This window comes from Carboxylicivirga taeanensis (assembly GCF_051851475.1).
GTDB lineage: Bacteria > Bacteroidota > Bacteroidia > Bacteroidales > Marinilabiliaceae > Carboxylicivirga > Carboxylicivirga taeanensis.
Map to the genome: position 1 here is coordinate 467,554 of NZ_JBPUSJ010000001.1, position 25,144 is coordinate 492,697.

Annotated in this window: 21 protein-coding genes; 5 read left to right on the forward strand and 16 right to left on the reverse strand. The window is 41.6% G+C overall.

The window, feature by feature from the left end; translation table 11 throughout:
• Positions 1–13: 13 nt before the first annotated feature.
• The 4 genes from rpmA (at position 14) to ruvC (ending at position 2,576) form a co-directional block, all read left to right on the forward strand.
• Positions 14–277 carry a 50S ribosomal protein L27 gene (gene rpmA, locus ACSX1H_RS02045; protein WP_212188647.1) on the forward strand — a complete coding sequence of 88 codons (264 nt, stop codon included), beginning with the start codon at positions 14–16 and terminating at the stop codon, positions 275–277.
• Positions 278–366: 89 nt separating this feature from the next.
• On the forward strand, positions 367–1,638 hold the full coding sequence (gene serS, locus ACSX1H_RS02050; protein WP_439181890.1) for a serine--tRNA ligase: 1,272 nt from the start codon (positions 367–369) through the stop codon (positions 1,636–1,638).
• 82 nt (positions 1,639–1,720) lie between these two features.
• Complete coding sequence (locus ACSX1H_RS02055; protein WP_439181891.1) at positions 1,721–2,029, forward strand: DUF4286 family protein; 309 nt, start codon at positions 1,721–1,723, stop codon at positions 2,027–2,029.
• Entirely contained in the window at positions 2,022–2,576 is a 555-nt protein-coding gene (ruvC, locus tag ACSX1H_RS02060) for a crossover junction endodeoxyribonuclease RuvC (RefSeq protein WP_439181893.1), read from the forward strand. Before ACSX1H_RS02055 ends, ruvC begins: the two co-directional genes overlap by 8 nt.
• A 428-nt stretch (positions 2,577–3,004) precedes the next feature.
• On the opposite strand, the gene ACSX1H_RS02065 is transcribed toward ruvC, so the two are convergent.
• The 9 genes from ACSX1H_RS02065 to ACSX1H_RS02105 form a co-directional block, all read right to left on the reverse strand.
• Positions 3,005–4,570, reverse strand: a complete 1,566-nt coding sequence (locus ACSX1H_RS02065) for a RagB/SusD family nutrient uptake outer membrane protein (RefSeq protein ID WP_439181895.1) — start codon at positions 4,568–4,570, stop codon at positions 3,005–3,007.
• 105 nt (positions 4,571–4,675) lie between these two features.
• Positions 4,676–8,233, reverse strand: a complete 3,558-nt coding sequence (locus ACSX1H_RS02070; protein WP_439181896.1) for a SusC/RagA family TonB-linked outer membrane protein — start codon at positions 8,231–8,233, stop codon at positions 4,676–4,678.
• 79 nt (positions 8,234–8,312) lie between these two features.
• Complete coding sequence (locus ACSX1H_RS02075; RefSeq protein ID WP_439181897.1) at positions 8,313–9,470, reverse strand: FecR family protein; 1,158 nt, start codon at positions 9,468–9,470, stop codon at positions 8,313–8,315.
• A gap of 66 nt (positions 9,471–9,536) precedes the next feature.
• Positions 9,537–10,085 carry an RNA polymerase sigma-70 factor gene (locus tag ACSX1H_RS02080; protein ID WP_439181898.1) on the reverse strand — a complete coding sequence of 183 codons (549 nt, stop codon included), beginning with the start codon at positions 10,083–10,085 and terminating at the stop codon, positions 9,537–9,539.
• A 239-nt stretch (positions 10,086–10,324) separates the two neighbouring features.
• Positions 10,325–11,782 carry a TlpA family protein disulfide reductase gene (locus ACSX1H_RS02085; RefSeq protein ID WP_439181899.1) on the reverse strand — a complete coding sequence of 486 codons (1,458 nt, stop codon included), beginning with the start codon at positions 11,780–11,782 and terminating at the stop codon, positions 10,325–10,327.
• The gene (coaD, locus tag ACSX1H_RS02090) at positions 11,782–12,252 is read right to left on the reverse strand and encodes a pantetheine-phosphate adenylyltransferase (protein WP_439181900.1); all 471 of its coding nucleotides are present in this window, start codon (positions 12,250–12,252) and stop codon (positions 11,782–11,784) included. The genes ACSX1H_RS02085 and coaD overlap by 1 nt, the downstream gene beginning before the upstream one ends.
• Positions 12,253–12,472: 220 nt before the next feature.
• The gene (locus ACSX1H_RS02095; RefSeq protein WP_439181901.1) at positions 12,473–13,900 is read right to left on the reverse strand and encodes a glycosyltransferase; all 1,428 of its coding nucleotides are present in this window, start codon (positions 13,898–13,900) and stop codon (positions 12,473–12,475) included.
• Positions 13,901–13,911: 11 nt separating this feature from the next.
• Positions 13,912–15,579 (reverse strand): hypothetical protein, encoded by a 1,668-nt coding sequence (locus ACSX1H_RS02100; protein WP_439181904.1) that lies wholly within the window; start codon positions 15,577–15,579, stop codon positions 13,912–13,914.
• A complete protein-coding gene (locus tag ACSX1H_RS02105; RefSeq protein ID WP_439181905.1) occupies positions 15,554–17,800 on the reverse strand; it encodes an APC family permease in 2,247 nt (748 codons plus the stop codon). The genes ACSX1H_RS02100 and ACSX1H_RS02105 overlap by 26 nt, the downstream gene beginning before the upstream one ends.
• Positions 17,801–17,947: 147 nt before the next feature.
• Between ACSX1H_RS02105 and ACSX1H_RS02110 the strand changes: the two genes are divergently transcribed.
• On the forward strand, positions 17,948–19,165 hold the full coding sequence (locus tag ACSX1H_RS02110; RefSeq protein ID WP_439181906.1) for a uracil-xanthine permease family protein: 1,218 nt from the start codon (positions 17,948–17,950) through the stop codon (positions 19,163–19,165).
• Positions 19,166–19,230: 65 nt separating this feature from the next.
• Here the strand turns inward: ACSX1H_RS02110 and ACSX1H_RS02115 are convergent, their stop codons facing one another.
• From ACSX1H_RS02115 to rsfS, 7 genes are all read right to left on the reverse strand, one after another.
• Entirely contained in the window at positions 19,231–19,497 is a 267-nt protein-coding gene (locus tag ACSX1H_RS02115; RefSeq protein ID WP_439181907.1) for a hypothetical protein, read from the reverse strand.
• Between the two features lie 17 nt (positions 19,498–19,514).
• Positions 19,515–20,132, reverse strand: a complete 618-nt coding sequence (locus tag ACSX1H_RS02120) for a cytochrome c oxidase subunit 3 (RefSeq protein ID WP_439181908.1) — start codon at positions 20,130–20,132, stop codon at positions 19,515–19,517.
• A 309-nt stretch (positions 20,133–20,441) separates the two neighbouring features.
• A complete protein-coding gene (locus ACSX1H_RS02125) occupies positions 20,442–21,095 on the reverse strand; it encodes a phosphatidylserine decarboxylase family protein (protein ID WP_439181909.1) in 654 nt (217 codons plus the stop codon).
• A gap of 20 nt (positions 21,096–21,115) precedes the next feature.
• Positions 21,116–21,925 carry a phosphatidate cytidylyltransferase gene (locus ACSX1H_RS02130; RefSeq protein WP_439181910.1) on the reverse strand — a complete coding sequence of 270 codons (810 nt, stop codon included), beginning with the start codon at positions 21,923–21,925 and terminating at the stop codon, positions 21,116–21,118.
• A gap of 55 nt (positions 21,926–21,980) precedes the next feature.
• Positions 21,981–22,619, reverse strand: a complete 639-nt coding sequence (locus tag ACSX1H_RS02135; RefSeq protein WP_439181911.1) for a LutC/YkgG family protein — start codon at positions 22,617–22,619, stop codon at positions 21,981–21,983.
• A complete protein-coding gene (gene ftsH, locus ACSX1H_RS02140; protein WP_439181912.1) occupies positions 22,612–24,642 on the reverse strand; it encodes an ATP-dependent zinc metalloprotease FtsH in 2,031 nt (676 codons plus the stop codon). Before ftsH ends, ACSX1H_RS02135 begins: the two co-directional genes overlap by 8 nt.
• A 15-nt stretch (positions 24,643–24,657) precedes the next feature.
• On the reverse strand, positions 24,658–25,029 hold the full coding sequence (rsfS, locus tag ACSX1H_RS02145) for a ribosome silencing factor (RefSeq protein WP_439181913.1): 372 nt from the start codon (positions 25,027–25,029) through the stop codon (positions 24,658–24,660).
• Positions 25,030–25,144 lie beyond the last annotated feature (115 nt).

The window sequence follows — 25,144 nt, forward strand, 5'->3', positions numbered from 1 at the left end:
AAATTAGAATAAGATGGCACATAAGAAAGGCGTCGGTAGTTCGAAGAACGGTAGAGAGTCGGAAAGTAAACGACTCGGCGTAAAAATTTATGGCGGTCAGGCTGCCAAAGCTGGAAACATCATTGTAAGACAGCGTGGTACACAGCACCACCCTGGTGAGAATGTTGGTATTGGTAAAGACCACACATTATTCGCATTGGTAACAGGTACTGTAGCTTTCCGCAAGAAGAAAGACAACAGATCTTATGTTTCAGTAGTACCATTCACTGCTGAATAAGATTCTTGAAAACATTATTAAATCTCCTGTTTTTATTACTTTCGTAATAATTTCAGGAGATTTTTTTTACTCGCTAACAATACAACAATATGTTGACGTTAAAATTCATTCAGGACAATAAAGAATTAGTCGTTGAGCGACTGAAAATAAAGAACTTCGATGCCACTGGCATTGTTGACAGCATTATCGAATTAGATAACCGCCGTAAATCGACCCAGGTTGAAGCGGAGTCTTTCCAGCAAGAAATGAATGCCTTATCCAAAGAAATCGGGCAGCTTTTTAAAGCTGGGAAAGCCGAAGAAGCTAACACGGCAAAAACGCGTACCAGCGAATTAAAAGACAAAATTAAGGAACTGAATACCTCTCTGGATGAAATAACGACGCAACTTAACGAGCAGTTAGTTTCACTCCCCAATATCCCGAACGAAATTGTTCCTCCAGGCAAAGGAGAAGAAGATAATGTGGAAGTGAAGAGTGGTGGCACCATGCCGCAACTGGAAGTAAAAGAACCTCATTGGGACTTAATTAAAAAATACGACCTGATTGACTTCGAATTAGGAACCAAAATAACTGGAGCCGGCTTCCCAATCTACAAAGGCAAAGGGGCAAAGTTGCAACGGGCACTGATTAATTTTTTCCTAGACGAGGCTGACAAAGCAGGCTATAATGAGGTGATTCCTCCCCTGGTGGTAAATGAAGACTCAGGCTTTGGAACTGGTCAGCTTCCTGATAAAGAAGGTCAGATGTATCATGTTACAGCCGATAACTTATACTTAATTCCTACGGCAGAAGTGCCGGTGACTAACATCTTCCGTGATGTAATTCTAAAATCATCGGAAATGCCGGTTAAGCACTGTGCTTACTCAGCTTGTTTCCGTCGCGAAGCCGGCTCATGGGGCGCACACGTACGCGGCTTAAACCGCCTTCACCAGTTCGATAAAGTGGAGATTGTACAGGTGGCTCACCCTTCTAATTCTTACGAGGTATTGGATCAGATGGTAGCACACGTGCAAACACTTGTGGAGAAGCTGGAATTACCATGGCGCATTCTTCGCCTGTGTGGTGGCGACCTGAGCTTTACATCAGCCTTAACTTACGATTTTGAAGTGTACTCAGCAGCTCAGGAGCGCTGGTTAGAGGTAAGCTCCGTATCCAACTTCGAAAGCTATCAGGCTAACCGTCTGAAACTGCGCTACAAAGAGGAGAGTGAGAAAAAAGCTCAATTAGCTCATACCCTTAACGGCAGCGCATTGGCCCTGCCGCGTATTGTGGCAGCTATTCTTGAAAATAACCAAACACCCGAAGGCATCAAAATACCTAAGGCATTGGTTCCATATACAGGTTTTGACATTATAAAATAAGCCAAAGCTATAAGACAGAAGGCAGAAGTTTTTATCCCACACTTCTGCCTTCTGCCTATATTTACCATTTAACAAATTAACTATGTACATATTTAATACCACCTTTATGATTGAGAATACCATCTCCAATGACTGGAAAGAGTGGATGGACCGCAATTACGTGCCAACCATGAAGGATTTGGTAAAAGATATTCGTGTTGAATTATATCAGGTGATGGCAATTGTAGAAGAAGGACATACTAATTACTCGTGCCAAATGCAGGTAAACAACCCGGCCCACCTCGATACAATTAATAAATACAATGCCATACTTGTTAATAACGCCAAGGGTAAATTCGGCGACAAATGCCTCTCTTTCAGCTCCATTCTTAACGAAGTGAAACTTGGCTAAAGAGCGCATTATATTAGGCATCGATCCGGGCACTACGGTAATGGGCTACGGCATCATCTGCTCGGTAGGTAATAAGGCCGAAATGGTAACCATGGGGGTGTTGGAACTACACAAATACACCGACCACTACCTGAAGCTACAGAAAATTTTTGAGCGTGTGGTTCAGCTGGTAGATACCTATCACCCTGATGAACTGGCCATTGAAGCACCTTTCTATGGTAAAAATGTACAATCGATGCTTAAGCTTGGCCGGGCCCAGGGAGTGGCCATGGCTGCTGCCCTCTCCCGCTCACTACCCATCTTTGAGTACGCACCTCTGCGCATTAAACAAGCCATCACTGGTAATGGACGCGCATCTAAAGAGCAGGTGGCACTGCTCCTGCAAAACCTGTTGAAGATTGGTGAATTACCTAAATACCTGGATGCCACAGACGGACTGGCAGCTGCCTACTGTCATTTTCTACAAAATCAAAGGATAAATACCTCATCCGGCACTAAAAGCTGGAAAGACTTTATCAGTAAAAACCCAGGGCGCGTTAAAAAATAACCCTTGTGTAAGCTAATTCCTCTGTCCATAATTGTTTTATCGCCGGCATGATTATACTATTTTGCACATAGCATATTAATAATATGAGTGTATCTAATTGTAGTTTTACCCGGGTCATAATTTTTTGCAGAAGTTAACAATATATTTAACTTGGGTAAAAGTTCTAAAATATCAAAACAAAAAGTCCATCATTGGCTTACGTATTGTTATTTCAAACGGAAATTAATCCATCATCACGCTGATAAAAACTTAAATATTAGCGCACCAAATATCGCAAGCTAATTGATATATATGGATAGAGCCTGCAAAACCACATTTTTCATTCTTATCCGATCCAATGCTTTACAGCATTTTAGACGCTGGCAACAGCAGTATAGATTAATAATCCGAAAGCCCCTTAAAAAGAGGCTTTCGGATTATTAAATAAGTTACTTTCTTGGCAACTGGCCCTCTACTTTCGGGTTATTCAGCACCTCAGCTTCTGGTATCTGAAGATAGTGATAAGGGCTTTCTGCACTTAATTCAGAACCATCTGCATACCTAAATATAGCATGTCCAAAATAGGTATTATGGATATTATCAGCTCCTTCCTCATATTCATCAAAGTCATCAAAATTTACTTTCTTACGAACTGGTGTAATCTGCAGGCGGTTAATATCAAATATTCCCGTTACACCTTCTCCCCATAGCTCTCTTCTTCTTTCCTTAATAATTTCTTCAACGGTAGCTGTTACTACTGAAGAACAGCCTCTTGCAAATCTCAGTTCATCAATAATCGCCTGTGCTGATCTGCCATTATCCTGTCCTCCACGTGCGATGGCTTCGGCCTCAATCAAATGCATTTCAGCAACACGCATATACAAGATATCCCCTGATTTTTCACTTTCTCTGAATTTAAACTTGGGATAAGCCAATATACCTTTTACGCGTTGAGCTCCTTCAATTCCAGGCTCCTGAAACAGTTGAAAACGTACATCCTCAGTATCGTATCCGTTTCCATAATCAAACAATTTTTTAAAATAAGGATCAGGCACCGCATTTTTATAGTAAGCCCGGGTATCATTACTTCTGGTATCCCAATAATTAAAGAAATAAGACATACCGCTATTATCGGCCGATTGAGTGAGGCACAACATCCATTCAGAGTTGGCTTCCTCATTAAACCCGGCAAGGAAATCATCTTTAGTCATTAAAGCATATCCATTTTGGGCCCTGTGGGCATATTCGGATGCCTTATCCATATCAGACTTAACACCAGAACCATCCTTTTTAGTTCCTTTTGTTAAGTAGACTCTTGCAGCAATGGCATAAGCCACACTTTTATCAATGTACTCTTTGGAGGGGCGTTTATAGTCAACTTCCTCAAAGAGAGCAATTGCTGTAGCCAAATCCACACCAATAAAGTCATAAACCTCTCTTACTGTGGATAAAGCAACACCTTCTTTAGCATTTTCAACAGTGGTTGGCTGATCATAGATAGGACATACAAGCAAGTCGGCTCCAGTCTCATAGGTTCTTTGCCACATCCGTATAATATCGAAATAACAATAGGCTCTTAAGGCTCTTAATTGGGCCTCAATCACCTTTGTTTTATCCGACTTTTCACCTTCCATCTTTGAAATAATATTAAGCCCGTTATTACAACTTGCAATAGTTTCATAGAACTTACTCCAGAAATTACGTGTTACCCCACTGGTAAAATTATCAACACTCAAGTATCTATACTGTGTTACAACACCGCCATAAATACCTTGGGTTCCAATTACATCTTGCCCCACTGCTTCGCTTAAAGTTAAGAATGAACGATACCCCGGATATGCGTAGCTGTACCAATAGCTCGTGAGGTTATTGTAAGCGCCTGTATAAAAGGCACTCAGTGCGTCATCAGTAATGATATCTCCGGTAATTTTACTTGGAGGTGTTACATCAAGGTAATCATCACATGCTGTGAAAATACCGGCAAAAACTATAACTATTAATATTATCTTTTTCATACTTTTAAAAATTTGCAAAACTGTTATAACATGCGCAAACCCCAATCGCACCAAATTCTATTCCTGACATTTGCGCAGGCCCAGCCAGTTTCATCGTTAGGCTGATTAAAATGTTAAGTTAATTCCTCCTGAGAATACTTTGGCCACCGGATAGTTATATCCTGTTACACCATTTAATCCTCCCAGCTCCGGATCAACTCCATCAACTCCATAAAACGTTAGTAGATTTTCCCCCTGAATAAACACATTCAGTTTAGAAATATTCAGCTTTGAGATAATCTTTTTAGGAACATGGTAGGTAATGGCCAGATTCTTTAGCCTAGCGTAGCTTCCATCGTACAGATGACGGGTTGAGGTGCTTCCCCAACCATTCTGTGGTGCATTTCGCTGAAGGCGCGGTAAATCAGAATCCTGATTATCCGGTGTCCACCTGTCAACCATATCTTTCGCCCATGGGCGTGCATTTGAGCTTCCCGTACCAAACCAAGAGGTATAGCTCCCGCCGGTGTACAACTGTCCTCCGATACGGTATGACATTAAAGCTGATATTTCGAAATTATGTATTGTAATGTCGGTATTAATACCGCCATATAAATCAGGTAAGGCACTGCCAGCATCAATACGATCTGCTTCATTATAATTAGAGGTCGCGTACTTTTCTCCGGTCGCTTCGTCAATAAGGTACCAGGTAGGATCACCTCCACGGGACACTGCAGCTGTTGGCTGAATTGCTCCATCTATACGGTCATACAATTGCTGACCAACCTTTGACATGCCAGCCCACTCACGAATATAGAAAGCATAAATATCTTCCCCTTCTTTCAGGCGCTTTGTGCCGGATATTACTTCTTCAAGAGGAAATTCACTGATTTTATTTTTAAAGGTGGTGGCATTAGCCCCTAATTCCCATCTAATCTTATCACGATTGATTAAAACCCCTTTAATATCCATTTCAAATCCAGTATTTTTCATCTCTCCCACGTTAGCGAGAATACTGGCAAAACCAGATGAATTTGGGAGTGGCAGACTATAAATCAAATCATTGGAACGACGCTGAAACCATTCAAAAGAACCTCTCAAACGACTGTTAAACAAGCCGTAATCAATTCCAATATTTGATGAGATGTTGGCCTCCCATTTCAGATCCTTATTTCCCAGACGCGACAAAGCCAAGGATGGGGCATCACCAACCCTGCCAGCATCGTACAAGTCCTGATAAGCATAGTAGGTTCCAATATTCTGATTACCAGAACTACCACGGCTGGCTCTTAATTTTAAGAAATCAACTGTGTTAGCTAATACTTCAAAAAATGACTCTTTATGAATATTCCAGGCTACACCTGCTGACCAGAATGTTCCCCACTGATTATCGGGATGAAATCTTGATGAACCATCACGTCGAAGTGACAGAGAAGTGTTATACTTTTCATTAAAACTATACTCAGCTCTTCCAAGCCATGATTGCAAACGGTACAAATCTGAATACCCGTCGAAATTACTTATTTGAGAGCCAAAGGTTGGTTCATTGACATTGGGGATAGGAAAATTCATTTTAGAACCTCCATTATAACTACTCTGGTATTCATATAACTCATAGCCTAACAAAGCATTCAGACTGTGCTTCTCTGCGATTTTTTTCTGATAGGTCAGCAAATTATTAAATGTATAACTACGTACAACTGAAGTTGACCGAGAAGCACTGGTATTCTGCAAATCCTGAGTCACATCGTTCTCGCCTGAACTTACGGCTGTAAATGAAGGTGAATACGATTGACTATTACCAATATTTACATCAGTATTGTAACTAGTTTTAAAAGTTAACCCTTTTAAAAAAGAGAGAGAGTTACTCATCTTGGCAAAATCAACTTCTGCATATCCCCTCAGACTTACCAGATCCCTTTTTCGCTTATCTATAGTGTAGTTGTTTAATTCATCAATAAGGTTACCAGTGGCAAAAGATGAGGTTCTATAGGTTCCCCAATCGTATTGTTTATTACCAGCATCATCAAGCAGGTAACTCCCTGTGTTTAGGTCTCTTTTGTAGATAGGATAAAACCCTGGCATATTAAGTCCGTAGGTTGCTCCATTGCCAACATTACTATCCTGACTATCATTAAAGTCTTGCTCTGAGTAGGCATAACTCACATTCATATGTAACTTTAACCACTTCTTTGTTTGGTTTGTTAAATTTAAGCGAGCAGATGTTCTTTCAAAAGCAGAACCTAACATAATGCCCTTCTCATCTAATCGGGCTAAAGAAAAATAGTATTGTGTTTTATCCGTTCCTCCTTTAATATTTACACTTGTTTGATAACGCTCACCTTTACCAATAATTGCTTCGTCCCAGTTATCATTCCATAAAGGTTTTAAACCCGGTTTTAACTTACCGTCATGGCCTACTGGCTCTGTCACCGATTCTCCATACGGATTAATTCCGATTGAGCTTATTAGCGCTCTCGAAGCTTTTTCTGCAGCTATATTGGCATCGTCCCCATCATCCAAATTACTGTTGCGAAAAGCTTCCCACATCAACTCCATCCAAGTATTAGTCGATACTCTTTCAACCGGGGTAACAGCTCGGCTAGAAACACCCGCAGTACTTCTCACATTCACTTCAGGTGCACTATTCTTAAGTCCCTGGTAGGTAGTAATCACTACAACTCCGTTGGCTGCGCGTGAGCCATAGATAGATGCCGAAGCTGCATCCTTAAGAATTGACATGGACTTAATATCGCTTGGTTCGATCGAACTTAGATTCCCATCAAAAGGAACACCATCCACAACATATAGTGGAGTGCTTGAACCTGTAATTGAACCTACACCTCTAATTCTAATATCTGCACCTGAACCAGGCTGTCCACTCGGTGTTATAACCTGAACACCTGAACTCGTCCCTTCCAAGGCGTTCGTCACATTGGACACCTGTGCTTTCTGAATACGGCTTTCATCAACCACTCCAACAGATCCTGTGAGCGTGCTCTTTTTCGCCGTTCCATAGGCCACAACAACAGCTTCCGATAACATTTCGGCATTGTCTTTAAGCACAATATTAATAACTGATTGGTTAGTAATATTAACAACCTGATTAGTCATACCAATAAAGGAGTAAACCAATACTTCTGTACCCTTGAGTCCGGCAAAAGAATAATTCCCATCGATATCGGTTACCGTACCGTTTGTGGTGCCTTGAACAAGAATTGACACACCAGGCAATGGCTCTCCTTTAGTATCTGTTACACGTCCTGTTATTGTAACCTTCTTTTCTTGCTGAACACTGGTTGATGATTCATTAAGTTGAGGGTGTTCTTTCTGCTCTTTAATAATAATAATATTACCAGTCGCAATTTCATAATCAAGTCCGGTGTCTGCCAAACAGTTCTCCATTATTTCTTCAATGGTAGAGGAATTAAAGTTAAGTGCACCAGCATTTCTCCCTAAAATGAGGTCATCATTGTACACAAATACATAAGGAGTATTAACACTTAAAGCTTTAAGTACCGTTTTTAGGTTACTATTAGTAACCTTCAAGGTATACCGTCCGGTATCTTTATTACTTGCACTAACTGCCCCTGTAGCCAACAGGAGCATCATTGCAACAATCGTCAGTACCTGCGAGGTCCTGCAACGAATATTGCTGCATAATGATAAATTACTTTTTTTCATACATTTGTTATTACTTATTCGACATTCACACTATTTGTGTGATTTAATTAAAGGGCAGGGATGTTCGCAGCATCCCTGTTTATTCTTGTACTAAAATGGTATTACCATCAATGGCAAATTTCACCTGCTCTGTTTTTTCCAAAAGAGTTAGTAATTCTTCTATATCTTTATAGCGCGGTAAATTGATTGAAAAGCGCTTATCCTGAATGCTGTTGTTCCCAAAAAAAACATCAATCTTATACCAACGTGACAAATCATTCATAATTCGCCTGATTGATTGATTATCGTAATAGAAGCGTCCATCTTTCCAGGCAGTTGCAGTTTCAACGTCTATCTCTTGCTCTTCAATTAATGCTGTTTGATGATTAATTATTGAAGAAAATCCAGGACTCAAATTCATCGACTCTCCAGAATTGGATTTTACGCTGACTTTTCCTTCTACTAGTGTTGTTGTAGTTTCCTCTTCATCGGCATAAGCTCTAAAATTAAAGGCAGTTCCAGTCACCATTAACTCAGCATTATCACTTTCAATAATAAATGGCCATTCACTCGACTTATTAACCTCAAAAAATAGTTCCCCAGAGACCCTAACAACTCGTTTATCATGAGCAAAGGAAGTTGGAAACTCAATTTGTGAGCATGCATTCAAATAAACGTAGGTACCATCTGGCAAGATAAGCTGATACTCATGACCTCGTCCGGTAATAATCTTATTTAATTGAGACTGTCCTATATTTACCTCCCGGTTAATAAATGATACCTGATTGTTTTTTTGGCTTAATAATAACTCCTCATTAAGCTTTATTTGTTGTGTGGTATCATCACTAAGGTGCAGAACTTCACCTCCATGGAGGTGAAGAGTAGCTCCAAAAGTACCAGGCTGAACTACTTGCTCACTATGCGCTAAGCGAGCTGACTCAACATTTCTCTGTAAGATATAGATAAGTCCAAAAACAATAAACGGCATAACAATGGCTGCGGCATAACTGACCAGTTTCCTTAGCCTCATTCTTCGTCCAATGGCACTTTCAACTTTTTCCCAGGTACGTTTTCGGTTACTTTGTTCGTACACCTGCATTTGGGTACTTAATCGATCTTTGTCAATAAGATAATGAAATAACTCGTTATTACTTGGGGTTTGACGCCAATCGTTAAGACACTCCTCCTCAGCGCTTGTCAATTCCTTAAAAAGGTATTTAGCGATTATCTCTGATATGTCATATCCTTTATGCTGCATTGTATTCTTTTGTATTCTCTAAGGAACATCAACAGCAAAACAGGATGACAAGGTTCTTGTATTTTTTTAGGTAAGAATGAATGATACTACCAACTCAACGCTCCTTAATATTAGTCTAAGTTTACTAAAAGCTCTTTGCTTTAAGGTCTTAACTGTATTAACGGATACATTTAAACGCTCTGCAATTTCTGCGTTTTTTGCTTCTTGTAGTGTCAAAATCACAACGCGTCTTGTTTGTAACGGCAATTGTTCTATGGCAGAATAAATCCGGCTATTAACTTCCTCAATGATCAGCTGTCGGTCACAATACTCTTCTGACTTTAAATCCCAAAGTACCTGTTCAGGCACATTCACTTTCTTGCGAGTAATATGATTTAAGCATGCATTTCTTACTGAAGAATAAAGATAGCTTTTTATGGCCTTAGGCTCATTAATTCGCTTTCTTTCCTCCCACAAGTTTACAAAGGTATTTTGTACAATATCTTCACATGATGATTTACAGAATATAAACTTCCTGGAAAAGCCAATTAATATGTGATAATAATGATCGTATATCTCTTTAAAGGCTACTTTATTTCCTTCCTTAAAAGCATTTATTGTACTTGTACGTATCATAATACCTCTTGCTCTGACAACAAGGCCTCCAAATTAAATAATTTTCTTGTTTCACCAGAACCCCACAGGCACCATTTAATACTTAAACACCAATAAAATTGGTCCAGTGCCATAAATCCACAAGAAGCCTGCATTACTCATTAATAATTAAACCAATATTTTACACTTAGTTCTCAACCATTGAAAATAAACTAAAACTTATACACAAAAAACTCATCTTACAATCCAATCAGGCTTCGTTACAAATCGTAAATACTTTTTTGTCCAGGCTGCTCCTTACGCAGTTCCTCATAGCGATAGTTTCGTTGAGCATCCAAAAATATTGGCACAAAACTCTCCTTGGGAGATGGGGCCGGAGACAAACGCAGTTTCTGATTAGGGTCGATAACATAATACGATGGCAATGCCTTAATGCGGTAATCGAGTGCGACCTTCGGCATGGCTCCATAATGTAAAAAGTCCCATCTAAACTTGTTATCTTTTACCATCTGCTCAGCCACGCTCGGATCTTCATCCATAATGACGGTCACAATGGTGAGCTCCCGCTTTAATTGCTTATGCAATATGTTCAGAAGCTGCAAATCCTCCTTACAGGCGTGATTGCTGGTATGCATGAAATTGAGGTAAACAAATTTTCCCTCATAATCACTCAGCGAGCGCTCTTTCCCATCCAGCCGATAAAGCGTAAATGGAGGAGCATCAGAACCAACTCTTAACCAGGTCACCCTGGCATACAGCCCGGCTGCTATCTCCCGAATTTTTTGAGTACAGCCATACTGACTGGCTTGTTGAAAAATGCGTATGATTGCTTCCTGATTATAGCGGCCCGAGTAAAACCCGTCATAAGAACCTTTCAGCAAAACCAACTCGGCTAATTCTGGGTTTGCAAATAAGGTATCTGTCCTGAACAGCATTGATAAAGTATCGAAGCGAGCCCTGTTCGCAAAAGCCTCCCGCAAAGGTTCCCCCTTAGCGGTTGAAAAATAGTAATTGAAGAAACTTTTAAAATAGCTTGTGAAAGTGCGCCTGAAAGACGGCATCAAAAAATTAAGGGAATCGCCTTTAAACGTTTGATAGATAGCTTTGCGTTTATTGCGCTTATGAGCCAACATTAACAATTCGCCATAGGCATACTGCTTGTAACGGATAAAATAAGGGTGGCTACATGTTTGGGTGCTATCGATTTCTTGTATAAGTGATTTCGCCAACGAAACATCTGAATGAGAGAAAATACGAACAGCATTGGCGTTGTATAGCGTATTCAATTCATTATCAAACTCACCCAGGCACCTATTGAGCGCTTGTGCTTCAGTATTAACGATGCCTAAATCAATATCTTTCGGCACAAAATAGGGGTTGAAGCGCTCTGCATCACTACGTGGACTGAAAGGGGGAAGCATCAGCTGATAGGTCTTGCCCGGTTCCAGAAATATATGTCCACGGTACTTGCCCATATCAATGCTGGCAGGTGTTACCTCAGTCAGCTCAATACCCTGTTCAAAATGTCCTTGCTCATTTACCCTGATGACCATTAAGTCGGCCTCTTCCATAGAAATAGGGTTCACTACCTGCCGCATTACCAGATCGTAACCCGCATAGGCGGGTGCATGGCCTTTAACAGTGACCCACTGCTGTGTGTGTTGAGCCATTAAAGCCGATGGCAGGAACCCCAATATCAGATAAAGGAGCAGGCGCATTAAAGGTATTTTTGGATGTTAATCTGTATTGCCTTTGGCAAAAACTGACCGGCATCGCCTCCATGCTTAACAATATCCCTTACTATGGAGCTATTGACAGGTGTATGCTCCGGCGTTGTTAACAGAAACACCGAGTCGAAGCCACTCATGGTTTTATTTACCTGGGCGATGGCTCTTTCGTATTCGAAATCAGCTGCCGTACGAATACCTCGGAGAATATGCGTGCAGCCAATCTCTTTAGCAAAATCAACCGTTAGCCCTTCGTATTTCTCCACACTAACACGGTTATCGTCCTCGAACACATCCCGAATCCACATCATTCGATCTTCCAGTGGGAAAAAGTCTTTTTTATTGGAGTTGTATCCAACGGCGATAATCACTTTATCAAACAGGCTGAGGCCTCTTCTTACAACATCTTCGTGTCCAACGGTAAAAGGATCGAACGACCCGGGAAATATGGCTGTTTTCATTACTAAATTTTTTCAACGTTTATAGGTAACTTAGAAAGCCGGCTGTGGAATAGGCTATCCATACACCATCCATCATCGCTTTCGCTTCCAAGCTATCTGACTAAAAACTGATATTAATGGATACTGACCTGTTCATGTCAACCAAAAATTTCAGCACATTAACATGAGTGTAAAATTTGGAAAAAATAGCCGCTCTAACAAGTTATAACGATGCATTTATCTACCAAAACTTTATTTTACCCACAGCAAATGCCGACATGCGCAACAAAATAAAACCATGGCTAAATCGTGAAATATTTGTATCACCGTACTTTCGCTCCCGGTAGCGCACCGGTAAATCAACAATTTTAAGGTTTAATTTATAGGCACCAAACAGCAGATCAAAATCGCCAAAAGGATCAAAATCACCGAAAAACTTCCGATTTTCAGCCAGCTTCAGGTAATCTTTTCGAAACATTACTTTGGTGCCACAGAGAGTGTCTTTTATTGGCTGCTCCAATATCCAGCTAAAAAGCCTGGAGAAAAAATGATTCCCAATGGTGTTAAGAGAACGCATGGCATTTTTTTCCATTGGATACACGAGGCGTACCCCATTAATAAATTCACCTTTACCACAGGCGATAGCCTTGTAAAACTTAGGCAAATCCTCAGGGGCAACCGTTAAGTCAGCATCCAAAATCATCAGTATATCGCCTTCAGCCGCTGCATATCCTTTTCGCACGGCATCGCCCTTCCCTTTGCCATCTTGCTGCAACACTTTTATTCGGTGGGTTGCTTTGTATTTTTCGGCCATTTGGCAGATGGTGTTCCAGGTGTCATCCGAAGAGTTGCCTTCAACAAAAATCAGCTCCGTAAACTGCCCCATTGAAGGAGTTCTTTGAATGGCCGCTTCGATATTGCCACTCTCGTTACGCGCCGGCACTACCACCGAAACGGAATAGTGCTGTTCCGACTCTTCCGGACATACAGTGCCGGGGAAAGGACGGGCGAACACAAACTGATTCAATCCGAAGAATTGAAAAAATGGCAGACGGGCCACTATACGGTTCAACAACCACGAAACAATAGGCAGCCGATAGGGCATCAGCATGCTCCGGCTGGTTTTGTATGCTTCAAAATCGGCTAAATAAAGCAGGTTAACAATATCGCCTGTTGATAACCAGTTTTGCGCCAATGAGCGCTTTTTTATGCCTATCCATTCGGCAAAACGAATTACCGGCTCCCAGAGTCTGTTATAGTACGTGACGATGATGCGGGTTTGAGGATGGCATACTTTCTTAAGTTGATTAAACACCTGCTCTATATCATCAAGCACGCCTATGAGATTGGATAAAATAATTACATCATAACGTTCTGAAAGAGTGATTGCGCCGGCTTCCATCAGTTCAAAATGGATATGTGGAAATTGCTTCTTTGCCTGTGAAAGGATAGGCTCACAGAAGTCAATCCCCGTTTTTCGCTGACCGTTAACGGCGGCGAGTAACTCACCAGAGCCACAACCAATTTCGAGTACAGAGCTCTCTTCGTGGATGAAATAGTTACAATAGCGTGTTATAGAATCCCAGTAATAAGCTCTTCGTTTTCGATATTTAATCCAGTTTTTTGATCTTGATTCAAAATAGCTAAGCCGTTCCTGATTTACTTTCATGGTTAGGGGTTTTACTCGTGATTAACTGCCGCATCATAGTCGACCCTGAATAAATAGGCAGGTTCAGTATGCCCAATTTTGTGCTCAAGCTTAAATACGTGCGGATATTTTTTCGAGATAATGTATAGGTAACGTTGTATGGTATTAATTGTTTGTCCGCTATTAAAGGCTGGGTTTTTACGTAGACTCGCCATAATAACATGCGTGACACCTCTATCCTTTAGTTTGTTAAGAAGTGCATCCGGATCCACTGTATCGTAACGGTAAATCCCGTAAAACTTTTTGCCATTGGCATAAATGCGAGCCATGTTAGGTTTACGGGCAGCAGCATATGTGTCTTTTGGAAGATTCTGGCCCACATACTCGGCCATGGACAGGTAATTGCGCCAATCATCGGTATACCCCTCATACAAATCGCCTTTGAGGTTTTTTCGTAGCGTCAGCACATCCACCTTCGATAAGGAATGCTCCAAAACACTGCCGCTACAAATGATAACCAACCCGATTGCTGCCAACTGAAACCGACTGCCTTTACCTGTTTCCACAAGTTGAAATAGACCATAAAGCAACACCAGCAAAAGCAAGCTAAAAAACGGAACAATCAGTCGATACTGATCCCAAAGCGTTTGTAACACAAAAAAAGTAACCCCCAGCATAGTGGCCACATAAATAGCGGTAAACAAGATGTAGCGATTTTTTTTAAAGGCTCTGAAACTGGCAAAAACAAATAGGAAATAAAGCCCACCAGTCACTATCCAGCTGGTCGATCGCACATCGGCTGCCTTGAGGCCAACCATTTGCATAAAATGCTTCGATAAATAAAGATTGGAGTTACCAATAAAGCGGCTCACAAAACCAGTGACGGTTTCACGTCCTTTATCAATCTGATAGGGATGCTTATAGACGAGGGTATTGGCCTGTGCTGTGTCGAGCCCTGTGCTTTGCCAAAAGCTCCCTTTTATCAACAGAAATGCGCCTAGTAACAGCAAACATCCTGTCACAACCACACCAAGCTCTTTGTACCGCTTGTTGAGCGCCAAATAAAGCACGACAGCAATAAGGGCCCCCAACCCAACGGTTCGGGTCAGGTAACCGGCAATAATTACCAACGACAACATACATAAGTTACGCCACATGAGCTGACTCCGCTCTCCTTCAACCACACTAAAAACAAGCGCAAAAACAGGCAACTGAATCAGAATAAACAGTGCCTCGCTATAGGTTTGACTGGTAAAATAAATGTAGAAACTGCTTAGGCTGGAAATGATTAAAGTACTAAACAACAGCAACCAACTAATCCGCTGCCGGAAAATGCGGTAAAACACATATATACCCGAAAGCATCAGTAACAAAGACGAACTCTTAAGCACCCATAGTTTTACGCCGAACAGAGCTACCAGGATGGATAAAAACATGGGGTAAAGTGGCCCCTGAAAAGAGGGGTAGGTCCCATCATTAATGAAGTCAACAGCACGAATGATATAGGTACTGTCGTCGCCTCCCTCGCTGAGTCGCAGGTTAAAAAGCAACAAAGACAACACTGTGAATAAGCCACCGATTCCCCAAATCAATATGTGCCGATACCTAAAGCACCAATCTTCCAGAAAGGGAAAAAGATGACCGGCAAAAATACGCTTTGCCGCCTTTTTGCTGTTAGATATCTTTTTTCTGCGATGCATTGACAAATAATATATTACTCATATCACCATAGTCAATCACTAACTCCGGGTTTTCTTTCACTGCCTCGGGACTGAAACCAACAATCGCCAAATCGGCATCCGAACTGTGTTTCATCACCACTTTTTGGGCTGTTTCGCCACCACCCATGGGCAGAAAAACAACATTGCCCAGGGAGATGGGCAGACGCCCTTCCTGTATCAATCCTAAAAGGCGCTTGCGCTGCTTCTCAACCTGACTATCAGGAAAGGTTGCAAATATTTTGATTACTGCGTTACGCCATTCGGGATGACCCGAGATAATGTAAGCCAGTAAAATCATCAGGTTGGCATTGCGAAAATCATGCGCCCCAATCCAAACATGAATTTCATTTTTGTAACCAAACCCTTTGTAAGAAGAATTTAGCAGACAAACATCAAAGCCGGTAGCATCAAAAAGTTGGTAGTTATCTAAAGCATGTTTAAGCGACTCCGGATTACTTCTTGAGAACTCAAACAATATTAAGTTATTTCCCTTTCCGCTAATTCCCGATAACTGAATTACCTGCGCAATGGCAGAGGTGTAGGAAGGACTGATGATGGTGTCGAGATACAATCGGCTTTTGCTACCTTCCGACTGATTTATCAAACGTTTTAAAGCCATTTGTGACTCATCATATGTCTCTTTGTTCAAGAACCCTTTAATAAAGTGGATATAGGTTCCAAAACCATGTTTGTAGCACACCCAACGTAACAGATCGAAGGCAGCCTGGCGTTTAAAGGAATCCTCGGTAACACAAATAGCGAATGGCCGCCAATGTGCCTCTTGGTCATCTTTATTGGCGCGCTGAACAAAAATTTGAATCTGACGACTTAGCTGAAACACCACTCCTTTAAAGAGTTTCTCCAGGCCTTGGCGGTCCGGATTAGCTTTTGTAATAATGTAGTAGGTAACAGCCATGGATACGGATGCCAGAGCCGCATAGGTCCATTTCATCTGGAACATTAACCAAAAAGACAGTACCGCCCCAATTAAAGAGAAATACCACTTATTATATTTAAATGTGGGGCGATAGGACGGGTCGGCGGCAAAGTGTTCCAAAAAAGAAATGAGGCAGATGAAGCCATAAGTAATCATAAAAAACATGGAAATAATCTCTGCCACAAAATTAACATCGCCAATAATGATGAAAAAGAATGCAATCACAATGGTAATAATGCTTCCATTTACCGGTTCATTATCTGCTTCCCGCCCCTTGGCAATCCAATTATTAAAATGGTCGAACGACAGAATATCGTCAAAACCAATGGCCTGCAAAGTACGCGGTGCCACCAGCAGAGAGCCGATGGCCGAAGATAAACAGGCGGCTGCCAGTCCAACAGGGATGATCGGCCCCCAAACCGATATACGAGCCATTATCAGTTGATCCTCCTGCATCATTTCGGGGGTGGCAGATAAAGCCATTTTAAAAGCCACTATTACATAAATCACCATGCCCACCAGGGTGGCCAGCAAAGTTCCCTTCGGAATGGCTTTTTTGGGGTCCTTCAGGTCTCCTGAAAGTCCTAATCCGGCAGCAATACCCGTAAAGGCCGGAAATATGATTGTAAAGACCATAAAAAACCCGTCCCCATTACTCACTGTGTTGTTAAAACTCAACTCAATCCCTTCGGTAACGGGTTGTCCCATTAAAAAAAACAGAATGGACACGAACAGAAGGGCTACCACAGCATAAAGTGCTTTCATACCAATATTGGCACCTCTGAGAATCACCACAACTGAAAGAATGGTCATTAACACCAATGTGACCATCTTCTTGAATATCAATGGGTCTACCTCAAAAGGCAGATAAGGAATCAAGGGATCAAAAGCTTCTCCAAAAGCTATGATATAAAAGGCGACACTGATGGCCTGCGAAAGGTACAAGGCCAAACCAATTGCGCCTCCAATATTGAGTCCGAAAGAGCGAGAGATGATGTAATAGGCGCCACCACCTTGCACCCGCTGGTTAGTGGCAATTTCGGCAACAGCTAATGCTGTTGGTACTGTTACAACATGACCGATAATAATGATGGCCAGCAATCCGCCGAGCCCAACATTGGCTAATGCATACCCAAATCTTAAAAATAATATAGCTCCCAGTATAGTAGAAATAGCCGTCATAAAAACAGCCGTTGCTCCAAAACCGGCATTAGGGTTAGTCAGTGTTTTCTGCATATAGTCGTTATCAGTCAGTTGTAACAAACCTAATATTTTTAATTGTGATGCCCAAATACGAAAATGCTCATCAACTGATCTTATTGAGAAAGCACATAAATTAGCTGCATTAGGTGCCTAATATTATTGATATTCCTAATTTTGCAGCGTAAAACATGTAACGTTACTGTCATTATGAAGCAATCGAAGCCGCCAGTACACCTTGGCAAACAGGCAATTATTGGTGTTCAATTCTTATTTGTGGCCTTTGGAGCTACAGTTCTTGTTCCTTTATTAGTCGGCATCAGTCCGTCTATCGCTTTATTTTCAGCGGGTGTTGGAACCCTTATATTTCATTTAATTACCAAAGGTAAAGTTCCTGTATTTTTAGGAAGCAGCTTTGCCTTTATCGCTCCCATTGTGGAAGCAACCAAACTTTTTGGACTGCCCGGCACCCTCTCCGGTCTAATCGCAGTTGGTGTTGTCTATATCCTTGTATCAACCCTTATTAAAGTGCGAGGACTGGGCTTTATCGAGCGCCTGTTCCCTTCGGTAGTGGTCGGCCCTGTAATCATGGTTATTGGGCTGTCGTTAGCATCGGCGGGTGTTGACATGGCTAAAACAGACTGGCTTATTGCGATTGTATCCTTACTAACTGCCATTATTGTAGTTATTTACACCAAAGGTGTTATTAAGCTCATCCCCATATTTTTGGGCATTGTTGCCGGTTATAGCTTATCGCTAATATTAGGAAAGGTAGATTTTACGCCAATTAAAGAAGCCGCCTGGTTTTCATTACCTCCATTTACCATGCCGGAATGGAGCTGGAAAGCTATTGTGTACATGATACCGGTAGCCATTGCTCCGCTGATTGAACATGTAGGAGACATGTATGCTATTGGTGCGGTAGCTCAAAAAAACTATATTAAAGATCCGGGGCTGCACCGGACGATGTTAGGCGATGGCGTTGCCACCTCTTTTGCTGCATTAATCGGTAGCGTTCCTAACACCACGTATTCGGAGGTTACCGGAGCTATCTCATTAACCAAAATTACAGATCCAATGATTTTACGTATCTCTGCAATTACAGCCATTTGCTTTTCGCTGGTTGGGAAAATAAGCGGATTTTTAGAATCGATCCCACAGGCAGTACTAGGTGGAATTATGCTGCTTCTTTTTGGTATGATTGCCAGTGTTGGCATACGCACATTAGTAGACTCAAAAGCGAATTTAACAAAGACCCGCAATCAGGTGATTGTTTCCATCATCTTAACGGTGGGTATTGGAGGAGCCGTTATTGAGTTTGGCAACTTCTCATTGGCTGGCATTGGTTTAGCTTCCCTGGTAGGTGTTCTTCTGAACCTCATCCTGCCAAACACCTCAAAACCTGTTCATATCGAAGATGAACACTAAAAAAAGACATTAAAAAGAAAGGCGATGTAGTATTTACATCGCCTTTTTTTGTCTAATATGCGAATTTAACCAACAAATGCTACAAAAAAGATAAGCAATGCCAGGGCTAATACGCCAGCCAACAGCAAACGCGCAAAACCACCATCGAGTTTAACTCTCATAAATTGTGATAGCACAGCTCCTGCACTTACAATTGCCACAACAATGGCAATCAATTCATTGAGGTATCCCAGGTTGAATGAACTCAATCCGGTAGATACTAAAGTCAGAATAACCAAGCCTAAAAAAACAAGGGTGTACGCTTTAGCGGTTAGTATATTTTGCTTTTCCATGATTACAAAGGTTTTATTTATAAGAGATAAAACAGGGGAAATATCAGCACCCAAATCAAAGTGGCCAAGTGCCAGTAGATACCGGTAGCTTCGAGTAAACTATAGTTCTTACTGCCCAGGGTGTTATTGTTAACACGGGACGTAACATTAATTAATCCAATGAACCCAACTATCAAGTGAACGGCGTGCAATCCGGTCATAAAAAAGTACAAGCCAAAGAACAATACATCCCCATGCCCCAAACGGGCTAAATCTTCGCTGCCCGGGAACAGACCGTAATCGATCCGCCCTTTCCACTCAAAATAGCGGTTCACTAAAAACATAAACCCGATAAAAAGAGTCGTGAGCAACCAAAACAAAGTGGCCATCTTATTCCCTTTTCGAATTGCAACAGACGAATAGGCCATACACAAACTACCGGCCAAAATAATTATGGTATTGAGCACACCTGATGTAACACTTAGCTCACCAGCCGCCAAATCAAACGCCACCCCATTCTTATAGCGATAAACACCATATAACAAAAACAGACCAGCAAACACTAACAATTCAATAAATATAAAAAGCCACACTCCACTTAGAGTTGTCGCTTTGTGTTTAGATAAATTCCCTGTCATAGATAATGATTGACTCATACGAACATGATTTTGTTAAACTCGAAACTTTGTTTTAACGATTAACTTAACAGTGCCACCTAATATAATTACATCTGCCGACCGATTTCAGCGATCTCACTGCATCGCTCTGGGCATTAATCGCGTTTGCCTGTTCATAACAAACTTATTGAGGATAAGTTGTAGTAATGATAAAAAACTTTCCAATTCATACAGGTCAATCCCACGGTATGGTGGCTGTGCACATGCGTCTCCTTTGTTGGCATACGGCTAAAAAAAAGAGCTATCCAATGAAGAATAGCTCTGATAAGATGACATCAAAGTGATGTTTTATTTTAACCAGCCAAGTATGGTTTGACGACCAGTTACTTTCTGTTCTAGTTTAACATCAATGCGAGTACCTAAAGGCAGATAAAGATCGACCCTGGAACCAAACTTAATGAACCCCATCTGCTGTCCCTGTGCAATCGCTTTCTCTTCTTCGGCGTAACATACAATGCGGCGTGCCATTGCACCAGCCACCTGACGAACGAGTATTTGAGTGCCTTTTTCATTTTCTATCACCACCGAAGTTCGCTCATTTTCTGTGGAAGATTTTGGCAAATAAGCCGCCATAAACCGGCCATTGTGATGGCGAAAGTACTTTACGATCCCTTTTATCGGAAACCAATTGATGTGCACATTGAATACAGACATAAAAATTGAAACCTGTAAACATTTTGTTTGCAGAAACTCATCTTCAAAAACCTCTTCAATGGCAACAATCTTTCCGTCGGCAGGTGCAATAATTGCCCCATTCTGATTGATTGCTTCCCGTTTGGGATTTCGAAAGAAATTTAAAACCAGAGCAAACACAATAAATGACACTAAACTTGTGTATTTAGTGGCCTCTACGCCCGCCAGAAAAAATATTCCTGAATTTAATGCCAGCAATGCCGCCAGCACAACGAAAATTGTTCCGTATCCTTCTTTATGAATTGTCATTGTTGTAATTCTTAATCCTATTATCCAAATAAAACAAATAAGGCAAATATCATGGGCGCAGCAAACAGCGCTGCATCAAATCTATCGAGTACACCACCATGACCCGGCAGTATTGCACCGGAATCTTTACTTCCAACATTTCGTTTCAGCATGGATTCAACCAGGTCGCCAATTGTACCAAAAACAGAAACAACCAAAGCAGCTCCCACCCAAACACCCAGGCTAGCTACCTCAGTGATTTTAAAAATAATAACAGCCGCAATAATTGTAAATATAACACCACCAATAAATCCTTCCCAGGTTTTCTTTGGCGATATTCGTTCAAACAGTTTATGTTTCCCAATACTTACGCCAACCAGGTAAGCCCCGCTGTCGTTACTCCATACCATCACAAAAAAACCAAGCAGGATCGCTGGCTGGAAATAGCCATTAATACAGCCGGTTAAAAATAAAAATGAAAGTGGTAAGGAAATATAAACGGGCATCATTAATGTTAATGCAATGCGCTGAAAAGGATTTTCTCCTCCCTTAAACAGCTCATAAACAAAAGGAATCCAAATCATTGGCATGAGTACCACATACCAGGTTCTGTCGATATACCCCTGCGTGTCGAGAAACACCAGTATCTGAAAGGATAATCCAAGTAGAAGGGCAGCAAATACATTGAGCTGTCCATACTTAAGTTTCAACAAACGACTTAACTCTACAATTCCCAATACAGCTACAAGTAAACAGACCAAAAAGAAAGCTATTGGATGTAAAAGAATGGAGGCGGCTACTGCTCCTACGAACAAGATACCCGTCAAGGTGCGCTGTAAGAAATTATTCATCGATTATCTTTAGTGGTGCAAAGTTAACATATCCTGTCAAAAATGAAAATCACCTTTAATGATGAATAAGCACAATGAGCTGTTTTGGGCCATGTGCTCCCATGACCAATGTTTTTTCAATATCGGCGGTGCGGCTGGGCCCGGTGATCACCGTAGCTTGTGAGGGCAGACATTCTTTGTACTTAAGCTTGTACTGCGTAAGCGCATCATCTATAAAGGGAACCAGCTGATTGGCCCTTGCAATAACAACATGTACCGGAGGAAAGATATTGAGTAAGCGCCCTGAGGGCTGACCTGAACTCACCAAAATCGAGCCTGACCGCGCAATGAGAAATTCACACGCTGTAATTCCCACATTAAGCAATTCAAAATCAGACTCCTGAAGCATCTTTAGCCCTGACGGCAGATACTTTGCTAATTTTTTATCTCTGCAAAGAATATTTTCCCACCCTTCCTCTTTTTGAAGCAAAAGTAATTGATGCTGTACTTCCTGTTCATTTGCACAAATAAATACCCGCCCATTCACTTTCTCGCACTCCTCAACAAAGGTTGCTAAAACATCTTGCGTCGGGGGGAAAAAATCAGTGGACTGACTCCTGTCGGGAATCAGTCCACTTGTATTTTTGGCACGTTGGAGGCGTTGTAAGATAGCCTCCCGTGCCTTATCTGAACTATATTTTGAACTATTACTCATTGTTCTCCGAAGAAGAATCTTTTTCGGCTTTTGGCTCCTCGCGGTCGCTATCTAGCTTCGTTGGCGTTTCGTCCTCTTCTTCAATAACGTGCTCCGAGAGTTTACGCTTACCAAATATTTTTTCCAAATCCTCGCTAAAAATAACTTCTTTCTCAAGCAGCAGATCCGCCAGTTTAGTATGCTTTTCGTGGTTTTCAACCAGAATCTTTTTAGCACGCTTATACTGCTCTTCAATGATACGCCCTACTTCTTCGTCTAACAGCTCCGCTGTTTTCTCACTGTACGGCTTATTGAATGTATAATCGGACTGACCAGATGAATCGAAATAACTAATGTTTCCGAGTTTGCTGCTCATTCCATAGTAAGACACCATGGCATAGGCCTGCTTAGTTACCTTCTCCAGGTCATTTAGTGCTCCGGTACTAATCCGTCCAAACATGATTTCTTCAGCTGCACGACCTCCAAGTGTCGAGCACATCTCATCCAGAATCTGTTCGGTAGTTGTCAACTGACGCTCTTCGGGCAAGTACCAGGCTGCTCCCAATGCTTTCCCGCGCGGCACTATCGTAACTTTTACCAAGGGGTGAGCATACTCCAACAACCAGCTGATTGTGGCATGGCCGGCTTCATGATAAGCAATAGCCTTCTTCTCATCCTTGGAGATGATTTTGTTCTTCTTTTCTAACCCTCCTACTATACGATCGACAGCACTAAGGAAATCTTCTTTCTCCACAATCTTTTTATTGTTACGAGCAGCAATAAGCGCTGCCTCGTTACAAACGTTGGCAATATCAGCCCCTGAGAAACCAGGTGTTTGCTTTGCTAAAAAGTCGCTCTCCACATCGTCCTTCAGACGCAACGGACGCAGGTGTACCTCGAAAATTGCTTTACGTTCCTTTAAATCGGGTAATTCAACATGTATCTGTCGGTCAAAACGTCCGGCACGCATCAAAGCCCTGTCCAGGATATCTGCACGGTTGGTGGCCGCCAAAATAATCACTCCACTGTTAGTACCGAATCCATCCATTTCGGTCAGTAACTGGTTGAGTGTATTCTCACGCTCATCGTTAGCACCCATATTCGGGCTCTTACCACGTGCTCTACCAATAGCATCAATTTCATCAATAAATACAATACATGGCGATTTCTCTTTCGCCTTTTTAAACAGGTCGCGCACACGGCTGGCACCTACACCAACAAACATTTCCACAAAGTCGGAGCCCGACATGCTAAAGAAAGGTACGTTGGCTTCACCAGCTACCGCTTTTGCTAAAAGAGTTTTCCCGGTTCCAGGAGGGCCAACCAATAAGGCGCCTTTCGGAATTTTACCACCCAACTCGGTATATTTCTCTGGTCGTCGCAGAAACTCAACAATTTCTTCCAGCTCCTGTTTAGCTTCCACCAAACCGGCTACATCTTTAAACGTCACATTAATATCCGATTCTTTATCGAACATGCGGGCTTTAGACTTACCTACATTGAAAATGTTACCAGCTCCACCGGCACCGCCTTGCGCTCCCATTCGGCGAAAAATAAACACCCAAATAGCGATCAGCAGCAATAATGGCCACATAAATGTGAAGAACTCCCCTAAGAAATCTGTCCTTGTTTCATAGTCAACAGGAATGGATTTGCCTGTTTCTTCTTCAGCCATCATTATGGCCTCATCAAACTTATCAATGGTAGACAAGTTAAAGGTGAAATGTGGTCCGGTAGCCGGCGGTCCTGAATTGGTCAGATTTTCATTGAATAAATGCTTGTATTTATCCAGCTGCTCTTCTTTAACAGTCACTTCGGCAACGCCTTCATTTCGGATAACAATGATTTTATCAATATCTCCTCCCGTCAGGACTTCATTTTTAAATTCACTGTACGAGATCTTATGTGGTCCCTGCCCAAAATCCATGCGGCTTACTAAAATAAGTGCAATGGCGATTAATGCGTAGGCCCAATACAGATTAAATTTCGGAAACTTCGACTTTTCTTTGTCGCTCCCCGGTGTATTTGGTTTTCCGTTTGACATGTGTTTACTTTCTAGTTATAATAGGTTTTCAATATCAGTACGTTTAGCATCAGCCCAAAGCGCTTCCAGGTTGTAAAACCCGCGTTGCTCCTTATGGAACACATGTACCACCACATCAAAGTAATCTAACAGTATCCAAAGTGCGTTTTCACGTCCTTCAACATGATTTGGCTTATCGCCGATATGCTCGCGTACATATTCTTCTATTCCATCAGCAATTGCATCGACTTGTGTTGTACTTTCGCCTTCACAAATCACAAAATACTGACAAATAGTATTATCTAATTTTGACAAATCCAAGATAGCAATATTTATGCCTTTCTTTTCCTGAATTCCTTCAACAATGGCATCTGCTAATTGTTTTGCAGAATAATTCTCTTCATTCATTCGCAATCGTTGTCTTTCTGTTGCTTAATTCTTAGTTAACAAGGTTTGGAATAATGGTATCCTGCATTGACAAGCACAATAATTTCCCAACACAGACATACTTTTGCTCAAAGAT

Coding starts and splice junctions, on each gene's coding strand:
- rpmA (WP_212188647.1), top strand. CDS start 14: ATGGCACATAAGAAAGGCGTCGGTAGTTCGAAGAACGGTAGAGAGTCG.
- serS (WP_439181890.1), top strand. CDS start 367: ATGTTGACGTTAAAATTCATTCAGGACAATAAAGAATTAGTCGTTGAG.
- ACSX1H_RS02055 (WP_439181891.1), top strand. CDS start 1,721: ATGTACATATTTAATACCACCTTTATGATTGAGAATACCATCTCCAAT.
- ACSX1H_RS02065 (WP_439181895.1), bottom strand. CDS start 4,570: ATGAAAAAGATAATATTAATAGTTATAGTTTTTGCCGGTATTTTCACA.
- ACSX1H_RS02070 (WP_439181896.1), bottom strand. CDS start 8,233: ATGAAAAAAAGTAATTTATCATTATGCAGCAATATTCGTTGCAGGACC.
- ACSX1H_RS02075 (WP_439181897.1), bottom strand. CDS start 9,470: ATGCAGCATAAAGGATATGACATATCAGAGATAATCGCTAAATACCTT.
- ACSX1H_RS02080 (WP_439181898.1), bottom strand. CDS start 10,085: ATGATACGTACAAGTACAATAAATGCTTTTAAGGAAGGAAATAAAGTA.
- ACSX1H_RS02085 (WP_439181899.1), bottom strand. CDS start 11,782: ATGCGCCTGCTCCTTTATCTGATATTGGGGTTCCTGCCATCGGCTTTA.
- coaD (WP_439181900.1), bottom strand. CDS start 12,252: ATGAAAACAGCCATATTTCCCGGGTCGTTCGATCCTTTTACCGTTGGA.
- ACSX1H_RS02095 (WP_439181901.1), bottom strand. CDS start 13,900: ATGAAAGTAAATCAGGAACGGCTTAGCTATTTTGAATCAAGATCAAAA.
- ACSX1H_RS02100 (WP_439181904.1), bottom strand. CDS start 15,579: ATGCATCGCAGAAAAAAGATATCTAACAGCAAAAAGGCGGCAAAGCGT.
- ACSX1H_RS02110 (WP_439181906.1), top strand. CDS start 17,948: ATGAAGCAATCGAAGCCGCCAGTACACCTTGGCAAACAGGCAATTATT.
- ACSX1H_RS02115 (WP_439181907.1), bottom strand. CDS start 19,497: ATGGAAAAGCAAAATATACTAACCGCTAAAGCGTACACCCTTGTTTTT.
- ACSX1H_RS02120 (WP_439181908.1), bottom strand. CDS start 20,132: ATGAGTCAATCATTATCTATGACAGGGAATTTATCTAAACACAAAGCG.
- ACSX1H_RS02125 (WP_439181909.1), bottom strand. CDS start 21,095: ATGACAATTCATAAAGAAGGATACGGAACAATTTTCGTTGTGCTGGCG.
- ACSX1H_RS02130 (WP_439181910.1), bottom strand. CDS start 21,925: ATGAATAATTTCTTACAGCGCACCTTGACGGGTATCTTGTTCGTAGGA.
- ACSX1H_RS02135 (WP_439181911.1), bottom strand. CDS start 22,619: ATGAGTAATAGTTCAAAATATAGTTCAGATAAGGCACGGGAGGCTATC.
- ftsH (WP_439181912.1), bottom strand. CDS start 24,642: ATGTCAAACGGAAAACCAAATACACCGGGGAGCGACAAAGAAAAGTCG.
- rsfS (WP_439181913.1), bottom strand. CDS start 25,029: ATGAATGAAGAGAATTATTCTGCAAAACAATTAGCAGATGCCATTGTT.